The following is an 18,770-nucleotide window of genomic DNA, read 5'->3' as shown; positions in this document are numbered from 1 at the left end:
GCGCACGGGCCTGCTGGCCACCGGGATCGCGGTGTCGGCACTGTCGGCCTGGATGACCGTCACCGCGCGCGGGGCCGACCCGCAAGCCTACGTCACTACGATTCGCGCCACGGGCGACGGCGACCTGGACGCCGCGATCAGTTCATCCTCCGATCTTCTGGCCCTTCAGAAGACCCAGGCCGTCAGCCCGTTCGCGCTGGCGGGGCGCATCCGCAACGAGTACGACCGCATTCGCACCGCCCTGGAAAGTTTTGGCTATTATGCGCCGATCGTCCGGATCGAGGTGGGAATGCGGCCCGGCAAGGGGGCGCCGGCCGGCCCCATGCTCGATGGCCGCGATCCGCGCCTGCCGGAATGGCTGCTGTCGGTCCCGAAAGGGCAGAACGTGCAGATCACCGTCACACCCACGCGCGGCGAACTGTTTCGGCTGGGGCGCCTGACCCTGCAACGTGCCCCGCAGGATGGGCCGGGGGATGTGGTCCTGAATGGTCCGGAAGCCAAGGCGCTGGGGCTGCGCGTCGGCCAGCCGGCCGTTGCATCGGACGTGCTGGCGGCCGCCACGCATCTGCAGGCGGAACTGAAGGAGGAAGGCTATGCCCTGGCGGCGGTTGCGCCGCCCAAGGCGTGGCTGCGTCCCGAGACGCGCACGCTCGACCTGGTGTTCACCGTGCGGCGCGGACCGGTCGTCGATATCGGCGCCATCACGCTGACCGGGCTCACGCGGGTACACCCGTCGTATATCGCGCGCAGGCTGACGATTCGCCCCGGCATGCTCTACCAGCCCTCGCGCATCGAGGCGGCGCGGCAGGACCTGGCGTCGCTGGGGGTGTTTTCCGACGTGCAGGTGCGTGACGTGCCGCCGCTGACGGCGGGCGAGCGCATGCCACTCGATTTCGGGTTCACCGAGGGCAAGCGGCGGATGGTGGAACTGCAAGGCGGCTATTCGACCGACCTGGGCGGCCGGGGGGGCGTGAGCTGGACGCACAACAATATCTTCGGCAATGCCGAGAAACTGCGGCTGACGGCGCTGGTCACCGGTCTGGGCGGATCCGCGCAGCAGGGGTTGGGCTACGATGTCTATGCCGATCTGATGAAGCCGGATTTCGGCTCCCGCAACCAGAACCTCAGCGTGCGCGTCGAAGGCATCCGGCAGTTGCTCTATTCCTATCGCCAGACCGCGCTGCTGGTCCGTGCCGGGCTGGTCCGGCGGCTGGGACGGCGCTGGAGCGTGTCGTACGGGGGCCAGGCGGAACAGGAACAGATCGACCAGATGGGCCGGACGAACGATTACACGATCGTCTCGCTGCCCCTGTCGGCGACCTATGACGGCACGGGGGTCAGCAACCCCATCGACCCCGCGACCCATGGCGTGCGCCTGGCGCTGAGCGCCACGCCGTCGGCCTCGCTGGTCAACGGGACGTCCTTCTTCACCATCCTGCAGGCCAACGCCTCGACCTATTTCGACCTGACGCACCTGGGGCTGTCGCGCCCCGGACGCAGCGTCCTGGCGTTTCGCGGCATCATCGGCAATGTGCAGGGGGCCTCGACCTTCGATATTCCGCCGGATCAGCGCCTCTATGCCGGTGGCAGCGCCACTGTGCGGGGATTCCGCTACCAGGGTGTGGGTCCGCAATTCCCCAACAGCAAATATGCGATCGGCGGAACGTCGATGGATGCCGGATCGTTCGAATTCCGCCAGCGCCTGTTCCGCAGTTTCGGCGCGGCGCTGTTCGCCGACGCAGGGCAGGTGGGCACCAGCAGCCGCCCGTTCGAGGGCACGCTGCGGGTCGGCGCGGGGGCCGGCGTGCGGTACTATACCCCGATCGGCCCGGTCCGGGTGGACGTGGCCGTGCCGCTCAACCGCCCGGCGCAGGGCGACACGTGGGAGCTTTATATCGGCCTGGGGGAGACGTTCTGATGGCGCCGGACCCACGCACCCCCGACCCGCGCAATTCCCACCCCCCGGCACCAGCCGGGCGGCGGTGGCCCAGGATCGCGCTATGGGCGGCCGGCCTGATGGTGGGCGTGCCGGCGGGGCTGGTCCTGCTGGCCCTCGCCGGCATCCTGATCGCCGCCAATACCGGGCCGGGCCGTCACTTCATCGAACGGCAGACGGCCGCCCTGACCGACGGCACCGTCCAGGTGCAGGGCATTTCGGGCCGCTTTCCCGATGCGCTGCGGATTCGCCATATCGCCCTGGCCGACAGCAAGGGCACGTGGCTTTCGATCGACGGCCTGTCGCTGGACTGGCGCCCCACGCACCTGCTGTTCCGGACCGCGCGGGTCGACAGCATCGCGATGGACCGCCTCGCCATCCCGCGCCTGCCGGCCGGCCAGACGGACAATTCGGGCAAGTCGTCGTCCCAGGGGGGAGGGCTGGATCTCGGCGTCGATATCCGGACCATCCATGTCGGGCGGATTGATGTCGGGCCTGACATCGCCGGCGCCGCGGCGTCCTTCGCCCTCGACGGGCAGGCGCGGCTGGCCCATATCGCGCCGGTGCTGAAGGGGGTGAGCGTCGCCACCCTGCCCGACGCGGCCATTACCCTGAGCCTGAAACGCCTGGATCGCGAAGGCGCCCTGGCCCTGCATACGATGGTGTCGCCGGGACGGCTGGCCCTGCATCTGACCGCCGACGAAAAGGCGGGCGGGTTTGCGACGGTCGCCGGCATGGCGGCGCTGGACCCGCTTCACCTGACTCTCGACCTTGAGGGGCCACGCGATGCGAACCGTCTGGATTTTGCACTGAAGGCAGGGGAAATTTCCTCCAATATAAATGGTGTCGTCAATTTTCTTGATGGAAAGACGCAACTGGCCCTGACGGCGCATGCACCCGGAATGGTGGTGCGTGACGGCATCGGCTGGCACGAGGTCGCGCTCGACGCCCATGTCTCGGGCGATCTGCATCACCCGGTAGGAAGCGGGCAACTGGTTCTCGACCGGCTGTCGGCGGCCGGCACCAGCGCCAGCCGGATCGCGGTGAATTTCGACGGGCATGAAGGGGTGGCGGGTCAGCCGGCCCTGGCGCACCTGCGCGCCACGCTCGATGGGCTGACGATACCGGGGCCGCGTCCGGCGGTGTTCGCTGCGGCGCCGATCACGCTGGACCTGCTCCTGCACCCCGACGACGCGCAAGCGCCGCTGGACATCGACCTCTCCCATGCCCTGCTCCATCTGGTCGGCCGGGTCGCGACCGCCACCCCGGCGCATGGCACGTTCGACCTGACGGTGCCCCAACTGGCACCCCTGGCGGCCATCGGATCGGTCGCGCTGACGGGGCAGGCCGGTCTGCACGGTGCGTTTGCCCTGCCGGCCCATCCCGGTGGCGACACGACGCTGGCGCTTGACGGCACCGTCGGGCTGACCGGGGGCCAGCCCCAGGCGGTCGGCCTGGTCGGGCCGGACGGACGTCTGGCGCTGCGGGGCAGGCTGGGGCCGGCGCAAGGGACCGCAGGGGGGCGGGCGATCCGGATCGACAGCCTGACATTTGACGGGCAGGCGATGCATCTGGCCCTGTCCGGCAGCCAGACCGGCGGGGCAGGCGCGAAAATACTGGATGCTCGCCTGAAGCTGGCCCTGGACGATCTGAATCGGGTCCTGCCTGCCTTGCGCGGCCGCAGCGACCTGGGGCTGGCCGTGACCGGTCCGATGGACGACCTGTCGGCGACGGCGCATCTGGACGGACAATTGGGGACCAGCGGCATGCCGGCCGGTCCGGTCATGCTGGACGCGGTTTTTCACCACCTGCCCACGACTCCCCAGGGCACGGTGATGGCGCAGGGCACCGTGGACGGCGCGCCGCTGTCCATCGCGGCGGACCTGGAGCAGGATGCCCAGGGCACGCGGACGCTGGATCTGGACCATCTCGACTGGAAAAGCGCGTCCGGCAAGGGCCACCTGACCCTGGCCGCCGGCAAGGCGATTCCGCTGGGGACCCTCGATTTCCAGATGACGCGCCTGGCCGACCTGTCCTCTCTGCTGGGCCAGGCGATCTCGGGCGCGGTCGTGGCGTCGGTGCGGACATCGGATACCGCGAATGCCGCCGTTCCCCCCACGGTGACGCTGCATCTGGATGGCAACGTCTCCAGCAGCGCGGCCAGCGTCCGCCATGTCGTCCTGGCCGGCAGCGTCGCCGATCCGGCGGGGGCGGCGCGATCGGACCTGACGCTGGCGATCGACGGGGTGGCCGCGCGCGGGGTGACCGGCAATGCCCGCATCACGGCCCGCGGCCCACGGAATGCGCTGGCCGTCACGGCGACGTCGGCGTTGCAGAACCTGGCCGGCGCACCGGCCGGGCTGTCGACGGATTTCGTCCTCGACCTGCCCGGCCGGGCCGTGGCCCTGCGTACGCTGCAGGCGAACGCGAAGGGCGAGACGTTGCGCCTGCTGGCGCCGGCCCGAATCGGCTTCGGCGCCACAATCGCCGTCGATCGGCTGCGGGCGACAGTGGCGCCGCCGGGTGTCAGCCCGGCGCAGATCGACATTGCCGGAAGCGTCAGGCCCGCCTTGTCCCTGAACGTCGCGATCGACGGGCTGACGCCGGCCATCGCCCGGCCGTTCATGCCGTCCCTGGACGCCAGCGGCGTGATCTCGGCGCGGGCGAAACTTTCGGGGACGCTGGCCAGGCCGCAGGGCACGGTGACGCTGACCGCCCGCGACATGAAATATCATTCCGACGTCAGCGGGGCGCTGCCCGCGGCCAGCCTGGACGCCAAAGCGCAACTGGCGGGCACGCAGGCACGGCTGGACGCCACGGCCCATGCCGGGTCGATGCTGGACCTGACGGTGCGGGGAACTGTGCCGACCGGGGCTGCCGGCGGCATGGCCCTGCAGGCCGACGGGAAGATCGACCTGTCTGCGGCCAACGCCTATCTGGGCGCGCAGGGACGCCAGGCGGAAGGCGTGGCACGGTTCGCCCTGGCGCTGACGGGGCCGTTCTCGGCCCCGCGCGCCAACGGCACCGTGACCCTGGCCAACGGGCAGGTCCATGATTTCGCCCAGGGAATCCAGCTTTCCAGCATAAACGGTTCGATCGTGGCCCATGACGACCGGTTGACGATCGACCGCCTGACCGCCGCCGCGGGATCGGGCCAGATTACGGTCAGCGGGACGGTCGGCGCGTTCCAGCCCGGCCTGCCGATCGACCTGCGGATTATGGCGGCCAAGGCGCGGCCGCTGGCCAGCGACCTGGTCACGGCGACGATCGACAGCGACCTGACCGTCCGGGGGCTTCTGGCCTCGCGTATCGACGTCGCGGGGTCGGTCGCGATTCCGCATGCCGAAATCAATATTCCCAGTTCCCTGCCGACCTCCGTCGCGCGGCTGGACGTCATTCGTCCGGGCGATGACGCCAAGGCCGCGCAGGATGGGGGCGGCGGCATGGTCGTGGGGCTGGATATCACGGCCTCCTCGCCGGGGCAGATGTTCATTCGCGGGCATGGCCTGGACGCCGAGATGCGCGGGCGCCTGCACGTGGGCGGCACGGCGGATGCGCCGCTGGTCACCGGCGGATTCACCATGCGGCGCGGCAACTTCAACCTGGCGGGGATCTCGCTCGATTTCACAAAGGGGCGCGTGGCGTTCAACGGCACCGGCGTCACGCAGGCGATCGACCCGACCCTGGATTTCGAGGCCGAGCGCGGCACCAACGCCGGGACGGCGCGCCTGACGGTCAGCGGATATGCCAGCGCCCCCAAGATCAGCTTTTCGTCCTCGCCGCCCCTGTCGCAGGACCAGATCATGGCGATGCTGCTGTTCGGCACCGACGCGCAATCGCTGTCGCCGACCCAGATGGCCGAGATCGCGGCGGCCGTCGCGACGCTGACCGGGGGGAGCGGGTTCGATCCCATCGGCACGATCCGCAACAGACTGGGCCTGGACCGGCTGCAAGTGGCGGGCGGCTCCGGGGTCGGCAATGGCGGCGGCACCAGTGTCGAGGCCGGGAAATATGTCATGCGCGGCGTCTATGTCGGGGCCAAGCAGGCGACGTCGGGTTCCGGCACGCAGGCCCAGGTCCAGGTGGATCTGACGCGGCGGCTGAAGCTGAACACGACGGTCGGCACCGGGGGCAACGTCACCGGCTTCACCACGCCGGAAAACGATCCGGGCAGCAGCGTCGGCCTGTCCTACCAGTACCAGTACTGAGGCCGTCCGTCTCTCAGGCCTGTCCGAGGATGGACCGGACCCGCTCCAGGACCGCCGAAAGCTCGTACGGTTTGGCGATATGGCTATCGCGCGTTCCATCCGGGGCCGGGCCGTCGGGCGCCGTTGCATGGCCGCTGATATAGACCACCGGCAGGTCGGGCCATTTCCGCCGCGCCAGTGCCGCGATTTCCGAACCATCCAGGCCGCCGGGGATCCGGATATCGGTCAGCAGAATCGCGATGTCGTTCTGGGTGTCCATGGCGGCCAGGGCCTCCGGGGCGGTCTCGGCCTCGATGACCGTGAAGCCACCGCGCAGGCGCAGATAGCCCGCCAGCGCCGTGCGGATCAGGAATTCGTCCTCGACCAGGACAATGGGCGCTATAGTCATGGAACAGGAATCGGGCGCGTGCGAGGGCGCGGGCAGGGAAATTTTCGCATGCCCTGTCCAACGCGGGGCGCGGCCAGGGGTTCACGTATCGGCTATGCCGGGGACAGGCTGATGCCGTCCGTCATGATACGATAGGATCGGGCGTCGCACCCGCACGACCCACGACAGGAAGGCCGGAATGATCGACCCGTTTACATGGCTTGCCGGATGGATCCAGGAAAACTGGCTGATTCCGGTCCTCTACCGCTTCGGATGGATGGAGTGGGAGGACACATCGTTCCTGTGGGCGATGTTCGCGATCTATGGCGTGTTGCAGGTGGTGCTGAACCTGGCGATCTGCGTTCCGCTGGAACGGTTCCGGCCGCTGCAGAAATGGGAAAACCGCGACAATGTGACGATGGATGTTCTCTATACCCTCGTCGCGCGGGTCGGGCTGTTCCCGTTGGTGACGTTTTTCGGATTCTATGAAATCCAGACCTGGATGAATGGCTTCCTGACCGATCGGGGCTATATCCCGCCGACGCTCGAAAGCCTGTTCCCGACGCTGATGGACTGGCCGGTCCTGACCTTCTTCATCTATGCCGTGATTCTGGATTTCGCCGATTACTGGCGGCATCGGCTGTCCCATGTCTTTGCGTGGTGGTACGGCCTTCATGCCCTGCATCATGCCCAGACCCAGATGACGTTCTGGTCGGACGACCGCAATCATCTGCTCGACGATGTCATGTCCTATGTCTGGGCCATCGCCGTCGGCCTGCTGATCGGGGTGCCGCCGTTGCAGTTTCCGCTGCTGATCCTGCTGCTGCGCCTGGTCGAAAGCCTGTCGCATGCCAATACCACTGTCGGGTTCGGCTGGTTGGGCGAACGCCTGCTGGTGTCGCCGCAATTCCATCGGGTGCATCACGGCCTGCGGTCGGCGGGACGGAATTCATGCAACTACGGGGCGGTCTTCCCGTGGTGGGACATGATCCTGCGGACGGCCAATTTTTCGCACAAGGTGGTGGAAACCGGCGATCCGAAGGCCGAGCCCGCGCTGGTCAGCGGGGGGTGGGGCGCCCAGCAGGTGGCCGGGCTGCGCCTGTCCTGGCGCCTGGCGACACGGCGCTGGCGGCGTTCGCCTTCCTCGGCCAGCGGGTCCCGCCCGATGACGCGGTAAAGGGGGTGCGTACGACGGCGGACAGGCTCCGCTACACGATCATGTTCGAGGCACTGGGACTGGCGATGGTCCTGCCGGGCGGCCGGCTGTTGCTGGGTATCCGGCTGGTCGACATGGGGGCCATCGGCGTGGGGTCGTCCGTGGTCGCGGTGCTGTGGAATTATGCGTTCAACCGCCTGTTCGACCGGTTCGTGCTGTGGCGAAGGGGATCGGCCCGCAAGAGCCTGACCGACCGGGTCGCGCATGCGGTGCTGTTTCAGGTCGGCCTGATCGGCCTGCTTGTGCCGGCGATCGCGCTGTATCTGGGCCAGGGATTGCGGGCGGCATTCCTGGCGAACATCAGCCTGACCCTGTTCTACCTCGTATATAATTTCGTCTTCACATGGGCCTACGACCTGGCCTTCCCCGTCCCGTTCACGGGCATGGACGGCGAGGAGGCGCACGGGACGTAAAAAAAGCCCTGGAGGACGATCTCCTTCCAGGGCCTTTGGGTCATGCGGCCTTCATCGCCGCCGTCAGGGTTTCCAGAACCGCGGCGGGTTCCTTGCCTTCCAGCACCGCGACTTCGGCCACGAAGCGTTCCTGGGCGGCCTCGAACAGCTTGCGTTCGCTGAAGCTGCCGTCCAGGCTGTCGACATTGCGGCGCAGGTCGCGCAGCACCTCGGCGATCTGCACCAGGTCGCCGGAATTGATTTTTTCCTGGTAGGCGACGGCCCGGCGGGCCCACATGCCGCGGCTGACATGCGGCTTGCCCTTGATGATGGCCATCGCCTTGTCCACGATCTCACGCGAGACGATCTTACGCAGGCCGGCCTTGCGCGCCTTCGACAGCGGAATACGCAGGGTCATCTGGTTGCCGGGGAAAGAAATCTGGATCATTTCCAGTTTCGTGCCCGCGATCTCGTCAACGCCGATACGGTCCACGCGCCCGACCCCATGAGCCGCATAGACGATAGCGTCTCCCTCGCGGAACGGGTCCTCGTCCTTGACCTTCGTCTTGGCTTGCGCGGCAGTTACGGCGGCAGCGGTCCGCGCCATTGCGTCGGTCACGCCGCCCTTAGGGGTCGTTCTGAACATGCTCATGGGGCATTGTCTACCACATTTTTCATATTCTGTCTTGATCCCTCGAAAACCGGGCGGCGCCGGCCGCCGCGGTCAGGATTGGACCCCGCGCACCGGGGCGATCGGCCCCTCGACGGGCTGTCGGTCGGGTTGCAGCAGGTCGATCTCGATCGTCCGCGCCATGGTCAGCATCGGCATGGCGTGAGGCGAGTGGATGAACGGTTCCTGCAGGTCGCTGCCGATCTTGTCCAGCGCCACGAACAAAAGCCCCACCAGGGATGACCCCAGCGGCGTGATCCACCCCAGGGTCTGGACCATGGACAGCGGCAGGACGATGCAGAAGACATTGGCGACCAACCGCGGGATCAACGAGAACTGGATGGCCAGTGGCGTATTGCGTATCCGCTCCAGCCCGCCCTGCGCGTTGGCCAGGTCGGACAGGATGCGGTCGATCTGCCCATGCACCGCGCCGTCGATTCCCTGGCGCGCGACCTCGGCGTTCACCTCGCGCCCGATCTGGTAGAGGATGGCGTTCGGCTGGTTCGACCAGCCGGAAATCGCGTCCTTCATCGCCGGCGGCAGCAGGCGGTTCACGTCGGCCGAGGCGTCCCACCGGCCCAGCGCGCCGCGCAGCGCGTAGGGGTAGGCGGCCATGGCGCGCGCCAGGTCCGGCCGTCCGCCCAGCAGCGTGCCGGCCTGCCGCCCGAACGACCGGCAATTGTTGGTGATCGCGCCCCACAGGGTCCGCGCCTCCCACCAGCGGTTGTAGGCGGTGCTGTTCCGCACGCTCATGAACAGCACCAGGGCAGAGCCGATCAGCGAGACGGGAAGGCTGGGCTGCTCCATCCAGTCCTGGTGGAAGATCTGGAACATGACGACGACGAAGACGTCCCACGCGCATAGCAGCGTCAGCGACAGCAGGCTTTCCCGCATAAGGATGAACAGGCCGATCTTCCGGTCGACGATCATCGTATGATTCTCCTCCTCCTGGTCCGGACAGGCATGCCGTGCAGGCATAGTGGCTCGCACGGTGCCAAAGGAAAGACAATGCCCCGGCATTCATGATGAAATTTGTGACGATGCCGACATTTTCTGTCGCAATCAGGAAAGTATTCGGGACGGATGCAACCGCGCGACCATAATGCGCGGGCGGACATTGACCGCCCCGGCAACGCGCGTCTTTATTTCGTACACGATTTCTAACCTGACGGACGCGGGGCACGGGCATGGACGTAAGAGCGGCAGTGGCATTCGAGGCGGGACGTCCGCTGGAGATCGAAACGGTCCAGCTTGATGGGCCGCGCGCGGGCGAGGTCCTGGTCGAAGTGAAGGCGACGGGCCTGTGCCACACCGATAAATACACGCTGTCGGGCGCGGACCCGGAAGGGCTGTTCCCCGCCATCCTGGGTCATGAGGGCGCGGGCGTGGTGGTCGAGGTCGGGCCGGGGGTGACCCACCTCAAGCCCGGCGATCATGTGATTCCGCTGTACACGCCGGAATGCCGGGAGTGTAAGTCCTGCCTGTCGCGCAAGACGAACCTGTGCACCTCGATCCGCGCGACGCAGGGCCGCGGGCTGATGCCCGACGGCACGTCGCGCTTTTCCTACAAGGGGCGGCCGATCCACCATTACATGGGCTGTTCGACGTTCGCGAACTACACGGTCCTGCCGGAGATCGCCCTGGCCAAGATCCGCCCCGACGCGCCGTTCGACAAGGTCTGCTATATCGGCTGCGGGGTGACGACGGGCATCGGCGCCGTGCTGTTCACCGCGAAGGTCGAGACCGGATCGACCGTGGTGGTGTTCGGCCTGGGCGGTATCGGGCTGAACGTCATCCAGGGCGCGCGGATGGTGGGGGCCGACATGATCGTCGGCGTCGACATCAATCCGGCGCGCGAGGAGATGGCGCGCAAGTTCGGCATGACCCATTTCGTCAACCCCAAGGACCTGGGGCCGGACGGCGACGTCGTGGGCCATCTGGTGGAGTTGACGGGCGGCGGCGCGGATTATTCGTTCGAATGCGTGGGCAACCCCACGCTGATGCGCCAGGCGCTGGAATGCTCGCATCGGGGCTGGGGGGTCTCGACCATCATCGGGGTGGCCGGCGCGGGTCAGGAAATCAGCACCCGCCCGTTCCAGCTGGTCACCGGGCGGCGCTGGATCGGTTCGGCCTTCGGCGGCGCGCGCGGGCGGACCGACGTGCCGAAGATCGTCGATTGGTACATGGACGGCAAGATCGACATCGACAGCCTGATTACCCATAAGCTGCCGCTGGAGAAGATCAACGAAGGCTTCGACCTGATGACCCGTGGCGAAAGCATCCGCACCGTCGTCGAGTTCTGAGCCGATGAGCATCACCACGCGATCCGAACATGCGTGCTGCGGCGGCAGGGTGGGTTTTTACAGCCACATGTCGGCGTCCCTGGGGCTGGAAGCGCGCTTTGCCGTCTTCCTGCCCGACGGGGCGTCGGATGCGGCGCGCGTGCCGGTGGTCCATGTCCTGGCGGGCCTGACCTGCACCGAGGAGACGTTCCTGATAAAGGCGAACGCCATCCGATTCGCCGCGGAATTCGGCATTGCGCTGGTCGCCACCGACACCTCGCCGAGGGGCGCGGGCATCGCGGGCGAGGACGACTCCTACGATTTCGGCAGTGGCGCCGGCTTCTACCTGGACGCCACCCAGGCCCCCTGGAACACCCATTACCGCATGGGGTCTTATATCGGCACGGAACTGCCTGCCCTGACCGAGGCCCATTTTCCCCTGGACGGGACCCGACGCGGGATCATGGGTCACTCGATGGGCGGGCACGGGGCGCTGGTCCACGCGCTACGCGCGCCGGATCGCTGGAAGTCGGTCTCGGCCTTCGCTCCGATCGTCCATCCGGCCGCCGTGCCCTGGGGCGAAAAGGCGTTTTCCGGCTATCTGGGGCCGGACCGGGCAAGCTGGGCGGCGCAGGACGCGACCCTGCTGCTACGGGCCGGACATCGCCATCCGACGACCATCCTGGTCGATCAGGGGGACGCGGACCAGTTCCTGGCCGAGCAGTTGCAGCCCTGGTATCTGGACGAGGCGGCGAAGGCGGCGGGGCAGGGGCTGATTTTACGACGCCATCCCGGCTACGACCATTCGTACTGGTTCATCCAGTCCTTCATCCAGGACCACCTGACCCACCACGCCGCGATCCTCAGGGGTTAGGGGCGATGTTCCGACATGTGACCGGGGTGGCCTTGGCGGCGGTGCTGACGCTGGGCCTTGCCGCCTGCGCGCCCCGACCCGTTCCGTCCCCGCTGCCCGAGGCCACCCGTGGCCTGCCGGCATTGCAGCCGTCCGCGCATGGCGACTTCGGCCATTATACGCTGGCCCTGACATGGCAGCCGGGCTTTTGCGCCAGCGGACCCGGCTGCCTGGCCGACCAGCCGAAGGCGCCGCTGATCGGCCTGCACGGGCTATGGGCGTCGCGCCCCCGGAAGCTGATCGAGCAGGGCGTGACCCCGCCGCAATGGTGGGCCGCCGGGTGCGACATCTATCCCGGCCAGGACAGGAATGCGCCGATCGTGCTCACCGACGGCACACGCCGCGCGTTGGGCGAGGCCGTGGCGCATCTGCACGACGATCTGGTGACGCACGAATACCGCAAGCATGTGCAGTGTTTCGGGATGCCGGCCGAATCCTTCTTCCGGACCGCCCTGGCCATGCGGGCGACGGTCGCGGATTCGCCGCTGGCGGCGTATTTGGGCGCGCATATCGGCCAGGACATCACCCACGATGCGCTGCTGGACGTGTTTCGGCGCACGTTCGGAACCGATGTCGACCGGGCGTTGCAGATCCACTGCGAAACCGATCACGGCCGCACCATCCTGACCCAGCTCTGGTTCACCATCCGGACCGGGGCCGTCGCATCCTTTCCCCGGCCGGAATCGTTCATGAGGTCGCCGGAACCACAGGACAACTGCCCCGCGCGCTTCACGGTCCCGGACTGGCCGCGCCTCGCGCAATAGGAGACCCTTATTCGCCGATCAGGTGCAGGACGATGTCCCGCTGGTGGGGGTGACGCCGGTGTTCGAACAGGTACAGGCCCTGCCACGTCCCCAGAACGGGCCGTCCGTCGGCAACGGGAATCGAAAGCTGGGTCTGGGTCAGCATGGTCCGAAGATGGGCGGGCATGTCGTCCGGCCCTTCGTCGTCGTGGATGTAGCGTCCGTGCGCCTCGGGCACCAGCGCCTCGAAATAGCGCTTGATGTCCTCCAGCACCGTCGGGTCGGCATTTTCCTGAACGGTCAGGGATGCCGAGGTATGCCGGCACCACAGGGTCAGCACACCCATCTTGATCCTGGTGGAGGCCACCCAGGCCAGCACATCGTGGGTGAAGGGCACCAGCCCCTTGCCATGCGTGGCGATCCTCAGACGGTGCATGGCCTGGCGCATGGGCATGGTCCTACTTCAGGAAGCCGACGAGGCGCTCGACCTCGCTGACCACCGGTTCCGCGATGGCCTGGGCGCGGGCGGCGCCGTCGCGCAGCACGGCCTGCAGATGCGCCGGGTCGTCCAGCAGCCGCCGGGTTTCGGCGGCGATCGGCCCGACCGCCGCGATCAGGACATCGGCCAGCGCCGACTTGAAGGGGCCGAACCCTTCGCCGCCATGGCGCGCCAGGACGTCCGCGACCGTCATGTTTGCCATCACGGCATAGATTTCAACCAGATTGCGGGCTTCGGGCCGCGCCGCCAGCTCGGCCGGGTCGGTGGGCAGGGGCTCGGGGTCGGTCTTCGCGCGCCGGATCTTGAGCGCGATGGTGTCGGCGTCGTCCGTCATCTCGATCCGGCTCTGGGCCGACGGGTCGGATTTGGACATCTTCTTCGTGCCGTCGCGCAGGCTCATGACCCGGGCCGCGCCGGGCGGGATCAGGGCTTCGATCGCCGGAAAGAACTCCACGCCGTAATCGTGGTTGAATTTCTGCGCGATGTCGTTGGCCAGTTCCAGGTGCTGGCGCTGGTCGTCGCCTACCGGTACCCGTGTCGCCTTGTAGGCCAGGATGTCGGCCGCCATCAGGTTGGGATAGACGTACAGGCCGGCGGAATGGTTTTCGCGGTCCTTGCCGGCCTTGTCCTTGAACTGCGTCATCCGGTTCAGCCAGCCGAGGCGCGACACGCAGTTGAAGATCCATCCCAGCCGGGCATGCGCCGACACGGCGGACTGGTTGAACAGGATATGGGCCTGCGGGTCGATCCCGGACGCCAGAAGGACGGCGGTCTGGGCCAGCGTCTGCTGGCGCAGGGCGGCCGGGTCTTGCCACACCGTGATCGCGTGCAGGTCCACCAGGCAGAAAATGCACTCGTGGTCGCGTTGCAGGGCGACCCAGTTGCGGATCGCGCCGAGATAGTTGCCCAGTTGCGGGATACCGGTCGGCTGGATGCCGGAAAATATGCGTTGCATGAGCGTTCTTTTCGGTCGTCCGCCCCCAATCGGTCAAGGGTCAAGGCGGCTGGCGGAGCGATGCGGGAAACGGCTGGTCGCAGACGACGTTATATCATGGCAGTCCTGATGCCGAAGATGAGGGAGATTTCGGTGCGCCGCATTTTATCGCCCGTTTCATGGTCCGTCGCGGTGCTGGCCGCCCTGGGCCTCTACATGCTGCCAGCACGCGGGGCGGCCCCCACGCGCGACCAACAGTCCGCCGCGTGCCGTGGCGACGCGGTCAAGCTGTGCGCTTTCGCCATTCCGAACGAGCGCAAGGTGCAGGCCTGCATGGAGAAGAAAATCGACAAGCTCTCGCCCCGCTGCCGGGCCATGTTCGGCAAAGGCGGACACAGGACGGGCAAGACAGGAAGATAGGACGAACCGTGCGATGGGACCTATCCCATCGCACGGTCCGAACGCCGCAGTTACTGGCTTTTGGACACGCCCAGAAGCTGGATCTTGAAGACCAGCGGGCTGTCCGACGGAATGATGCCCATCGAGCGATGGCCATATCCCAGTTCGGGCGGGACATAGAGCATCCAGGTGTCCCCGACGTGCATCATCGGCAGGGCTTCCATCCATCCCTTGATGACGCCATCGAGCGGCATCTGCATGTAGGCGCCGTGGCCATGCTGGTCCGAACTGTCGAAAATGCCGCCATCCGGCAGGCGGCCTTCGTAGATGACCATCATCGTGTCGCCCGGCGAAGGACTCTGGCCGTCCTTGGGGCCGGATTCCAGAATCTTGTAGGCCAGACCGTCCGGCAGGGACTTGACCCCCGGCTGGGCGCGCATCTTCGCCATGAACTGCGCCGGCGTCAGGTCCGGTTCGTCATCGCCCGTGCCGGCTCTCTGGCTGCAGGCCACCATCGGCAGGGCCAGCGCGGACGCGACAAGGAGGGGAATGAAGCGGGACAGACGTTTCATGACACCTCGATCGAAGAGTGGCGGAAAAGGGGACGCGGGTGCGCCACGGTCACAGCGCGCCGCCGCGCCGCCCGATCTGCGCGCCGAGCCGCAGCCGCAGCGCGTTCAGCTTGATGAAGCCCTGGGCATCGGCCTGGTTATAGGCGCCTTCGTCATCCTCGAAGGTGACCACGCGCGTGTCGTACAGGCTGTTCGGGCTTTCACGCCCGACGCAGATGACGTTGCCCTTGTACAGCTTCAGGCGCACGCGACCGGTCACCGAATGCTGGCTCTCGTCGATCAGGGCCTGCAGCATCCGGCGCTCGGGCGAGAACCAGAACCCGTTATAGATCAACTCCGCATAGCGGGGCATCAGGCTGTCCTTCAGGTGGCCGGCCTCGCGATCTAGGGTGATGGTCTCCATGCTGCGATGGGCGGCCAGCAGGATGGTGCCGCCGGGCGTTTCGTAGATGCCGCGCGACTTCATGCCCACGAAGCGGTTTTCCACCAGGTCCAGCCGTCCGATCCCGTTCGCCCGGCCCAGTTCGTTCAGGCGGGTCAGCAGGGTCGCGGGCGACAGGGTCACGCCGTTCAGCGCCACCGGATCGCCCGAAACGAAGTCGATCGCGATCTCGGTCGCGACGTCCGGGGCGTTTTCAGGCGAGATCGTGCGCTGGAACACGATCTCATCGGGCGCCACCGCCGGGTCTTCCAGCAGTTTTCCTTCGGACGACGAATGCAGCAGGTTGGCATCGACCGAGAACGGGGCCTCGCCGCGCTTGTCCTTGGCGATGGGGATCTGATGTTCCTCGGCAAAGGCCAGCAGGCGCGTGCGCGAGGTCAGGTCCCATTCGCGCCAGGGCGAGATGACGGTGACGTCGGGCTTCAGCGCGTAATAGGCCAGTTCGAAGCGGACTTGGTCGTTGCCCTTGCCGGTGGCCCCGTGGGCGACGGCGTCCGCGCCGACCGCCTCGGCGATCTCGATCTGGCGCTGGGCGATCAGCGGGCGGGCGATGGAGGTGCCCAGCAGGTACTGGCCTTCATACAGCGTGTTCGCGCGGAACATCGGGAAGACGAAGTCCTTCACGAAGGTCTCGCGCAGGTCTTCGACGAAGATTTCCTTCACGCCGAACATCTCGGCCTTCTTGCGGGCGGGCTCCAGTTCCTCTCCCTGTCCCAGGTCGGCCGTGAAGGTCACGACCTCGCACCCGTAGCTGGTCTGCAACCAGCGCAGGATCACGGACGTGTCGAGACCGCCTGAATAGGCGAGCACGACCTTCTTGACGTCCTTTGCGGCCATGGGAAAAGGTCTCCTGTCGTCGAAGCTGAAGCGCGGGCGGGCCCGCCTGTAGGGTTCCCGCGTCCTAGCATTGGATGGCGGGCGGTGCCAGCGGGTGCGCCTATATTTCAGGCGCACCCCGTTCGGGTCAGGCCGGCTGGGTGCGGCGTTCGCGCTGGCTTTCGGTACGCAACTGCCCACACGCCGCCAGGATGTCGCGCCCGCGCGGCATGCGGATGGGCGAGGCGAAGCCCGCGTCCATCACGATCTGGGCGAATTTCGCCAACTGCTCGCGCGTCGAGGGCTTGTAGGCGCTGCCCGGCCAGGGGTTGAACGGGATCAGGTTGACCTTGGCCGGAATCCCCGCGATCAGGCGCACCAGTTCGCGGGCCTCGGCCTCGCTGTCATTCACGCCGCGCAGCATGATGTACTCGAACGTGATCCGCCGCGCGTTGCTGGCGGCCGGATAGCGCCGGCAGGCCGCGATCAGCTCCTCGATCGGGTATTTGCGGTTCAGCGGCACGATTTCGTCGCGCAGGTCGTTGCGGACCGCATGCAGCGAAATCGCCAGATTGATGCCCAGTTCGCTGCCGCACTGGTCCATCATCGGGATCACCCCCGAGGTGGACAGGGTGATGCGCCGGCGCGACAGGCCGATCCCCTCGCCATCCATGATGATTTTCATGGCCTTGGCGATGTTTTCGTAATTGTACAGCGGCTCGCCCATGCCCATCAGCACGATGGTCGACAGCAGGCGCGGGGTCTCGCCCCGGGGGCTGGGCCATTCGCCATAGCTGTCGCGCGCCGCCATGAACTGGCCGACGATTTCGGCGGCGCCCAGGTTGCGGACCAGCTTCTGGGTGCCGGTATGGCAGAAGGTGCAGGACAGGGTGCAGCCGACCTGCGAGGAAATGCATACCGCCCCGCGATCCTCGCGCCGGTCGGGGATGTAGACGGTCTCGGCTTCCTGCCCGTCGCGGAAGCGGAACAGGAATTTGCGCGTCTCGTCGGTGGATGTCTGCACCGTCGCGGCCTCGGGCCGGCCGATGACGAACCGTTCGGCCAGCTTGGCCTGCAATGGGCGGGCGATCGTGCTCATCCGCTCGAAATCGGTGACGCCCTGGTGATAGATCCAGTGCCAGAGCTGCTTGGTCCGGAACGGCTTTTCGCCGATTTCCAGAAGCGCCTGGGTCATTTCCTCACGCGACAGGCCCACCAGTTCGCGCCTGCCATCGGGCAGCATGCCGCTAGGTGGCGCGAACAGCGCGGATTTCGCCAGGATCCGCTGGCGTTCCGCATCCGTCAGGGCGGCGGCCAGACCGGTGTCGGCGGTGTGCGGGGTCGCGGGGGCGGAGGCGGCGGTCATGGACAGATAATCATCCGGTTGGGGGCATGGCTGAATCCGCGCTGCGTAACACATTCGCGCGGCAAAAGGGGAAATACCTGCGCCCGTGGGGCCGGGGATTTGGGTCAGGCGTTCCGCCGGGCGGCGATGAGGAACTCGCGGTTTCCTTCCGGCCCGGTGATCGGGCTGGGTTCGACGCCCAGGACCTGCCAGCCGGGCAGGGCGTCCCACCAGGCGCGAACGGTCTGGCAGACCTCGTCATGGACGGCCGGGTCGCGCACCACGCCCTTGGGGCCGACGGCGGCCCGTCCGGCCTCGAATTGCGGCTTGATGAGCGCCACGGCCCAGGCGCCCGGACGGCACAGGTCCAGCCCGGCGGGCAGGACGGTACGCAGGCCGATGAAGCTGGCGTCACAGACCAGCACGTCGATCGGATCGGGGATGATCGTGTGGTCCAGCGTGCGGGCGTTGCATTTTTCCAGCACGACCACGCGCGGGTCGCTCCGCAGCTTCCATGCCAGTTGTCCATGCCCGACATCGACCGCGTAGACTTTCCGCACGCCGTGGGTCAGCAGAACGTCGGTGAAGCCGCCGGTCGATGCGCCGACATCCAGGCATATGCCGCCCTCGGGCGACAGGCCGAAATGCTCCAGCGCGTGGGCCAGCTTGACCCCGCCGCGCGACACCCAGGGATGGTCCTGCCCCCGCAGCGTCAGCGGCGCGTCCTCGGGCAACTGGTCACCGGCCTTCGCGACGCGCTGTTCGCCCGAAAACACCACGCCGGCCAGGATCAGCGCCTGCGCGCGGCTGCGTGTCTCCACCAGCCCCCGATCGACCAGCATCTGGTCCACGCGCCGCTTGGCCATCCCGCCGGTCCCCCTGTCCCTGTCGTCCGGATCAGGCCGTCTGCTGGGACGCGGCGACCCCCAGGGCGTGAAGCGCGGTATGGGCGATGGCGGCGGCGTCGAGTCCGGCCTCGTGATACTGGGCGTCCTGGGTGTTGTGGTCGATGAAGCGGTCGGGCAGGGTCATGGGG

The 18,770-nt window shown here is 67.3% G+C and carries 17 protein-coding genes; 8 read left to right on the top strand and 9 right to left on the bottom strand.

What is annotated here, in order from left to right; all coding sequences use genetic code 11:
• Nucleotides 1–52 precede the first annotated feature (52 nt).
• Nucleotides 53–1,918: an autotransporter assembly complex protein TamA gene (locus HLH21_RS07020; protein WP_182942986.1), complete on the top strand. Its 1,866-nt coding sequence runs from the start codon at nt 53–55 to the stop codon at nt 1,916–1,918.
• A complete protein-coding gene (locus HLH21_RS07015) occupies nt 1,918–6,144 on the top strand; it encodes a translocation/assembly module TamB domain-containing protein (protein WP_182942722.1) in 4,227 nt (1,408 codons plus the stop codon). Before HLH21_RS07020 ends, HLH21_RS07015 begins: the two co-directional genes overlap by 1 nt.
• Nucleotides 6,145–6,157: 13 nt before the next feature.
• On the opposite strand, the gene HLH21_RS07010 is transcribed toward HLH21_RS07015, so the two are convergent.
• Entirely contained in the window at nt 6,158–6,532 is a 375-nt protein-coding gene (locus HLH21_RS07010; RefSeq protein WP_182942720.1) for a response regulator, read from the bottom strand.
• Nucleotides 6,533–6,710: 178 nt separating this feature from the next.
• Here HLH21_RS07010 and HLH21_RS07005 point away from each other — a divergent pair, with 178 nt between their 5' ends.
• Together HLH21_RS07005 and HLH21_RS07000 are read left to right on the top strand one after the other, a co-directional pair.
• Nucleotides 6,711–7,688, top strand: a complete 978-nt coding sequence (locus HLH21_RS07005) for a sterol desaturase family protein (RefSeq protein WP_182942718.1) — start codon at nt 6,711–6,713, stop codon at nt 7,686–7,688.
• Nucleotides 7,689–7,693: 5 nt separating this feature from the next.
• Nucleotides 7,694–8,140 (top strand): PACE efflux transporter, encoded by a 447-nt coding sequence (locus tag HLH21_RS07000; RefSeq protein ID WP_182942716.1) that lies wholly within the window; start codon nt 7,694–7,696, stop codon nt 8,138–8,140.
• Between the two features lie 40 nt (nt 8,141–8,180).
• Here HLH21_RS07000 and HLH21_RS06995 read toward each other — a convergent pair whose 3' ends face one another.
• Together HLH21_RS06995 and HLH21_RS06990 are read right to left on the bottom strand one after the other, a co-directional pair.
• Entirely contained in the window at nt 8,181–8,771 is a 591-nt protein-coding gene (locus HLH21_RS06995) for a CarD family transcriptional regulator (RefSeq protein WP_182942714.1), read from the bottom strand.
• A gap of 72 nt (nt 8,772–8,843) precedes the next feature.
• Nucleotides 8,844–9,719 (bottom strand): bestrophin family protein, encoded by an 876-nt coding sequence (locus HLH21_RS06990; RefSeq protein WP_182942712.1) that lies wholly within the window; start codon nt 9,717–9,719, stop codon nt 8,844–8,846.
• Between the two features lie 257 nt (nt 9,720–9,976).
• On the opposite strand from HLH21_RS06990, the gene HLH21_RS06985 reads away from it, so the two are divergent.
• From HLH21_RS06985 to HLH21_RS06975, 3 genes are read left to right on the top strand one after another with little or no spacing between them, the layout of a single operon-like run.
• A complete protein-coding gene (locus HLH21_RS06985) occupies nt 9,977–11,092 on the top strand; it encodes an S-(hydroxymethyl)glutathione dehydrogenase/class III alcohol dehydrogenase (protein WP_182942710.1) in 1,116 nt (371 codons plus the stop codon).
• A gap of 4 nt (nt 11,093–11,096) precedes the next feature.
• Nucleotides 11,097–11,945, top strand: coding sequence for an S-formylglutathione hydrolase (gene fghA / locus HLH21_RS06980; protein ID WP_182942708.1), 849 nt, complete (start codon nt 11,097–11,099; stop codon nt 11,943–11,945).
• 5 nt (nt 11,946–11,950) lie between these two features.
• Nucleotides 11,951–12,748 carry a ribonuclease T2 family protein gene (locus HLH21_RS06975; protein ID WP_182942706.1) on the top strand — a complete coding sequence of 266 codons (798 nt, stop codon included), beginning with the start codon at nt 11,951–11,953 and terminating at the stop codon, nt 12,746–12,748.
• A gap of 7 nt (nt 12,749–12,755) precedes the next feature.
• Here the strand turns inward: HLH21_RS06975 and HLH21_RS06970 are convergent, their stop codons facing one another.
• Nucleotides 12,756–13,175: a secondary thiamine-phosphate synthase enzyme YjbQ gene (locus tag HLH21_RS06970; protein ID WP_182942704.1), complete on the bottom strand. Its 420-nt coding sequence runs from the start codon at nt 13,173–13,175 to the stop codon at nt 12,756–12,758.
• A gap of 10 nt (nt 13,176–13,185) precedes the next feature.
• Entirely contained in the window at nt 13,186–14,181 is a 996-nt protein-coding gene (gene trpS / locus HLH21_RS06965; protein WP_182942702.1) for a tryptophan--tRNA ligase, read from the bottom strand.
• A gap of 195 nt (nt 14,182–14,376) precedes the next feature.
• On the opposite strand from trpS, the gene HLH21_RS06960 reads away from it, so the two are divergent.
• Entirely contained in the window at nt 14,377–14,580 is a 204-nt protein-coding gene (locus HLH21_RS06960; RefSeq protein WP_182942984.1) for a hypothetical protein, read from the top strand.
• A gap of 50 nt (nt 14,581–14,630) precedes the next feature.
• Here HLH21_RS06960 and HLH21_RS06955 read toward each other — a convergent pair whose 3' ends face one another.
• The 4 genes from HLH21_RS06955 to HLH21_RS06940 form a co-directional block, all read right to left on the bottom strand.
• The gene (locus tag HLH21_RS06955) at nt 14,631–15,131 is read right to left on the bottom strand and encodes an FKBP-type peptidyl-prolyl cis-trans isomerase (protein WP_182942700.1); all 501 of its coding nucleotides are present in this window, start codon (nt 15,129–15,131) and stop codon (nt 14,631–14,633) included.
• A gap of 49 nt (nt 15,132–15,180) precedes the next feature.
• Nucleotides 15,181–16,410 (bottom strand): argininosuccinate synthase, encoded by a 1,230-nt coding sequence (locus HLH21_RS06950; protein WP_182942698.1) that lies wholly within the window; start codon nt 16,408–16,410, stop codon nt 15,181–15,183.
• 127 nt (nt 16,411–16,537) lie between these two features.
• The gene (gene rlmN, locus HLH21_RS06945) at nt 16,538–17,755 is read right to left on the bottom strand and encodes a 23S rRNA (adenine(2503)-C(2))-methyltransferase RlmN (RefSeq protein ID WP_182942696.1); all 1,218 of its coding nucleotides are present in this window, start codon (nt 17,753–17,755) and stop codon (nt 16,538–16,540) included.
• A 104-nt stretch (nt 17,756–17,859) separates the two neighbouring features.
• Complete coding sequence (locus tag HLH21_RS06940; protein ID WP_182942694.1) at nt 17,860–18,600, bottom strand: TlyA family RNA methyltransferase; 741 nt, start codon at nt 18,598–18,600, stop codon at nt 17,860–17,862.
• Between the last annotated feature and the right edge of the window lie 170 nt (nt 18,601–18,770).

This window comes from Gluconacetobacter johannae (assembly GCF_014174305.1).
Taxonomy (GTDB): domain Bacteria; phylum Pseudomonadota; class Alphaproteobacteria; order Acetobacterales; family Acetobacteraceae; genus Gluconacetobacter; species Gluconacetobacter johannae.
This window is presented reverse-complemented; position numbering and strand designations above follow the sequence as displayed.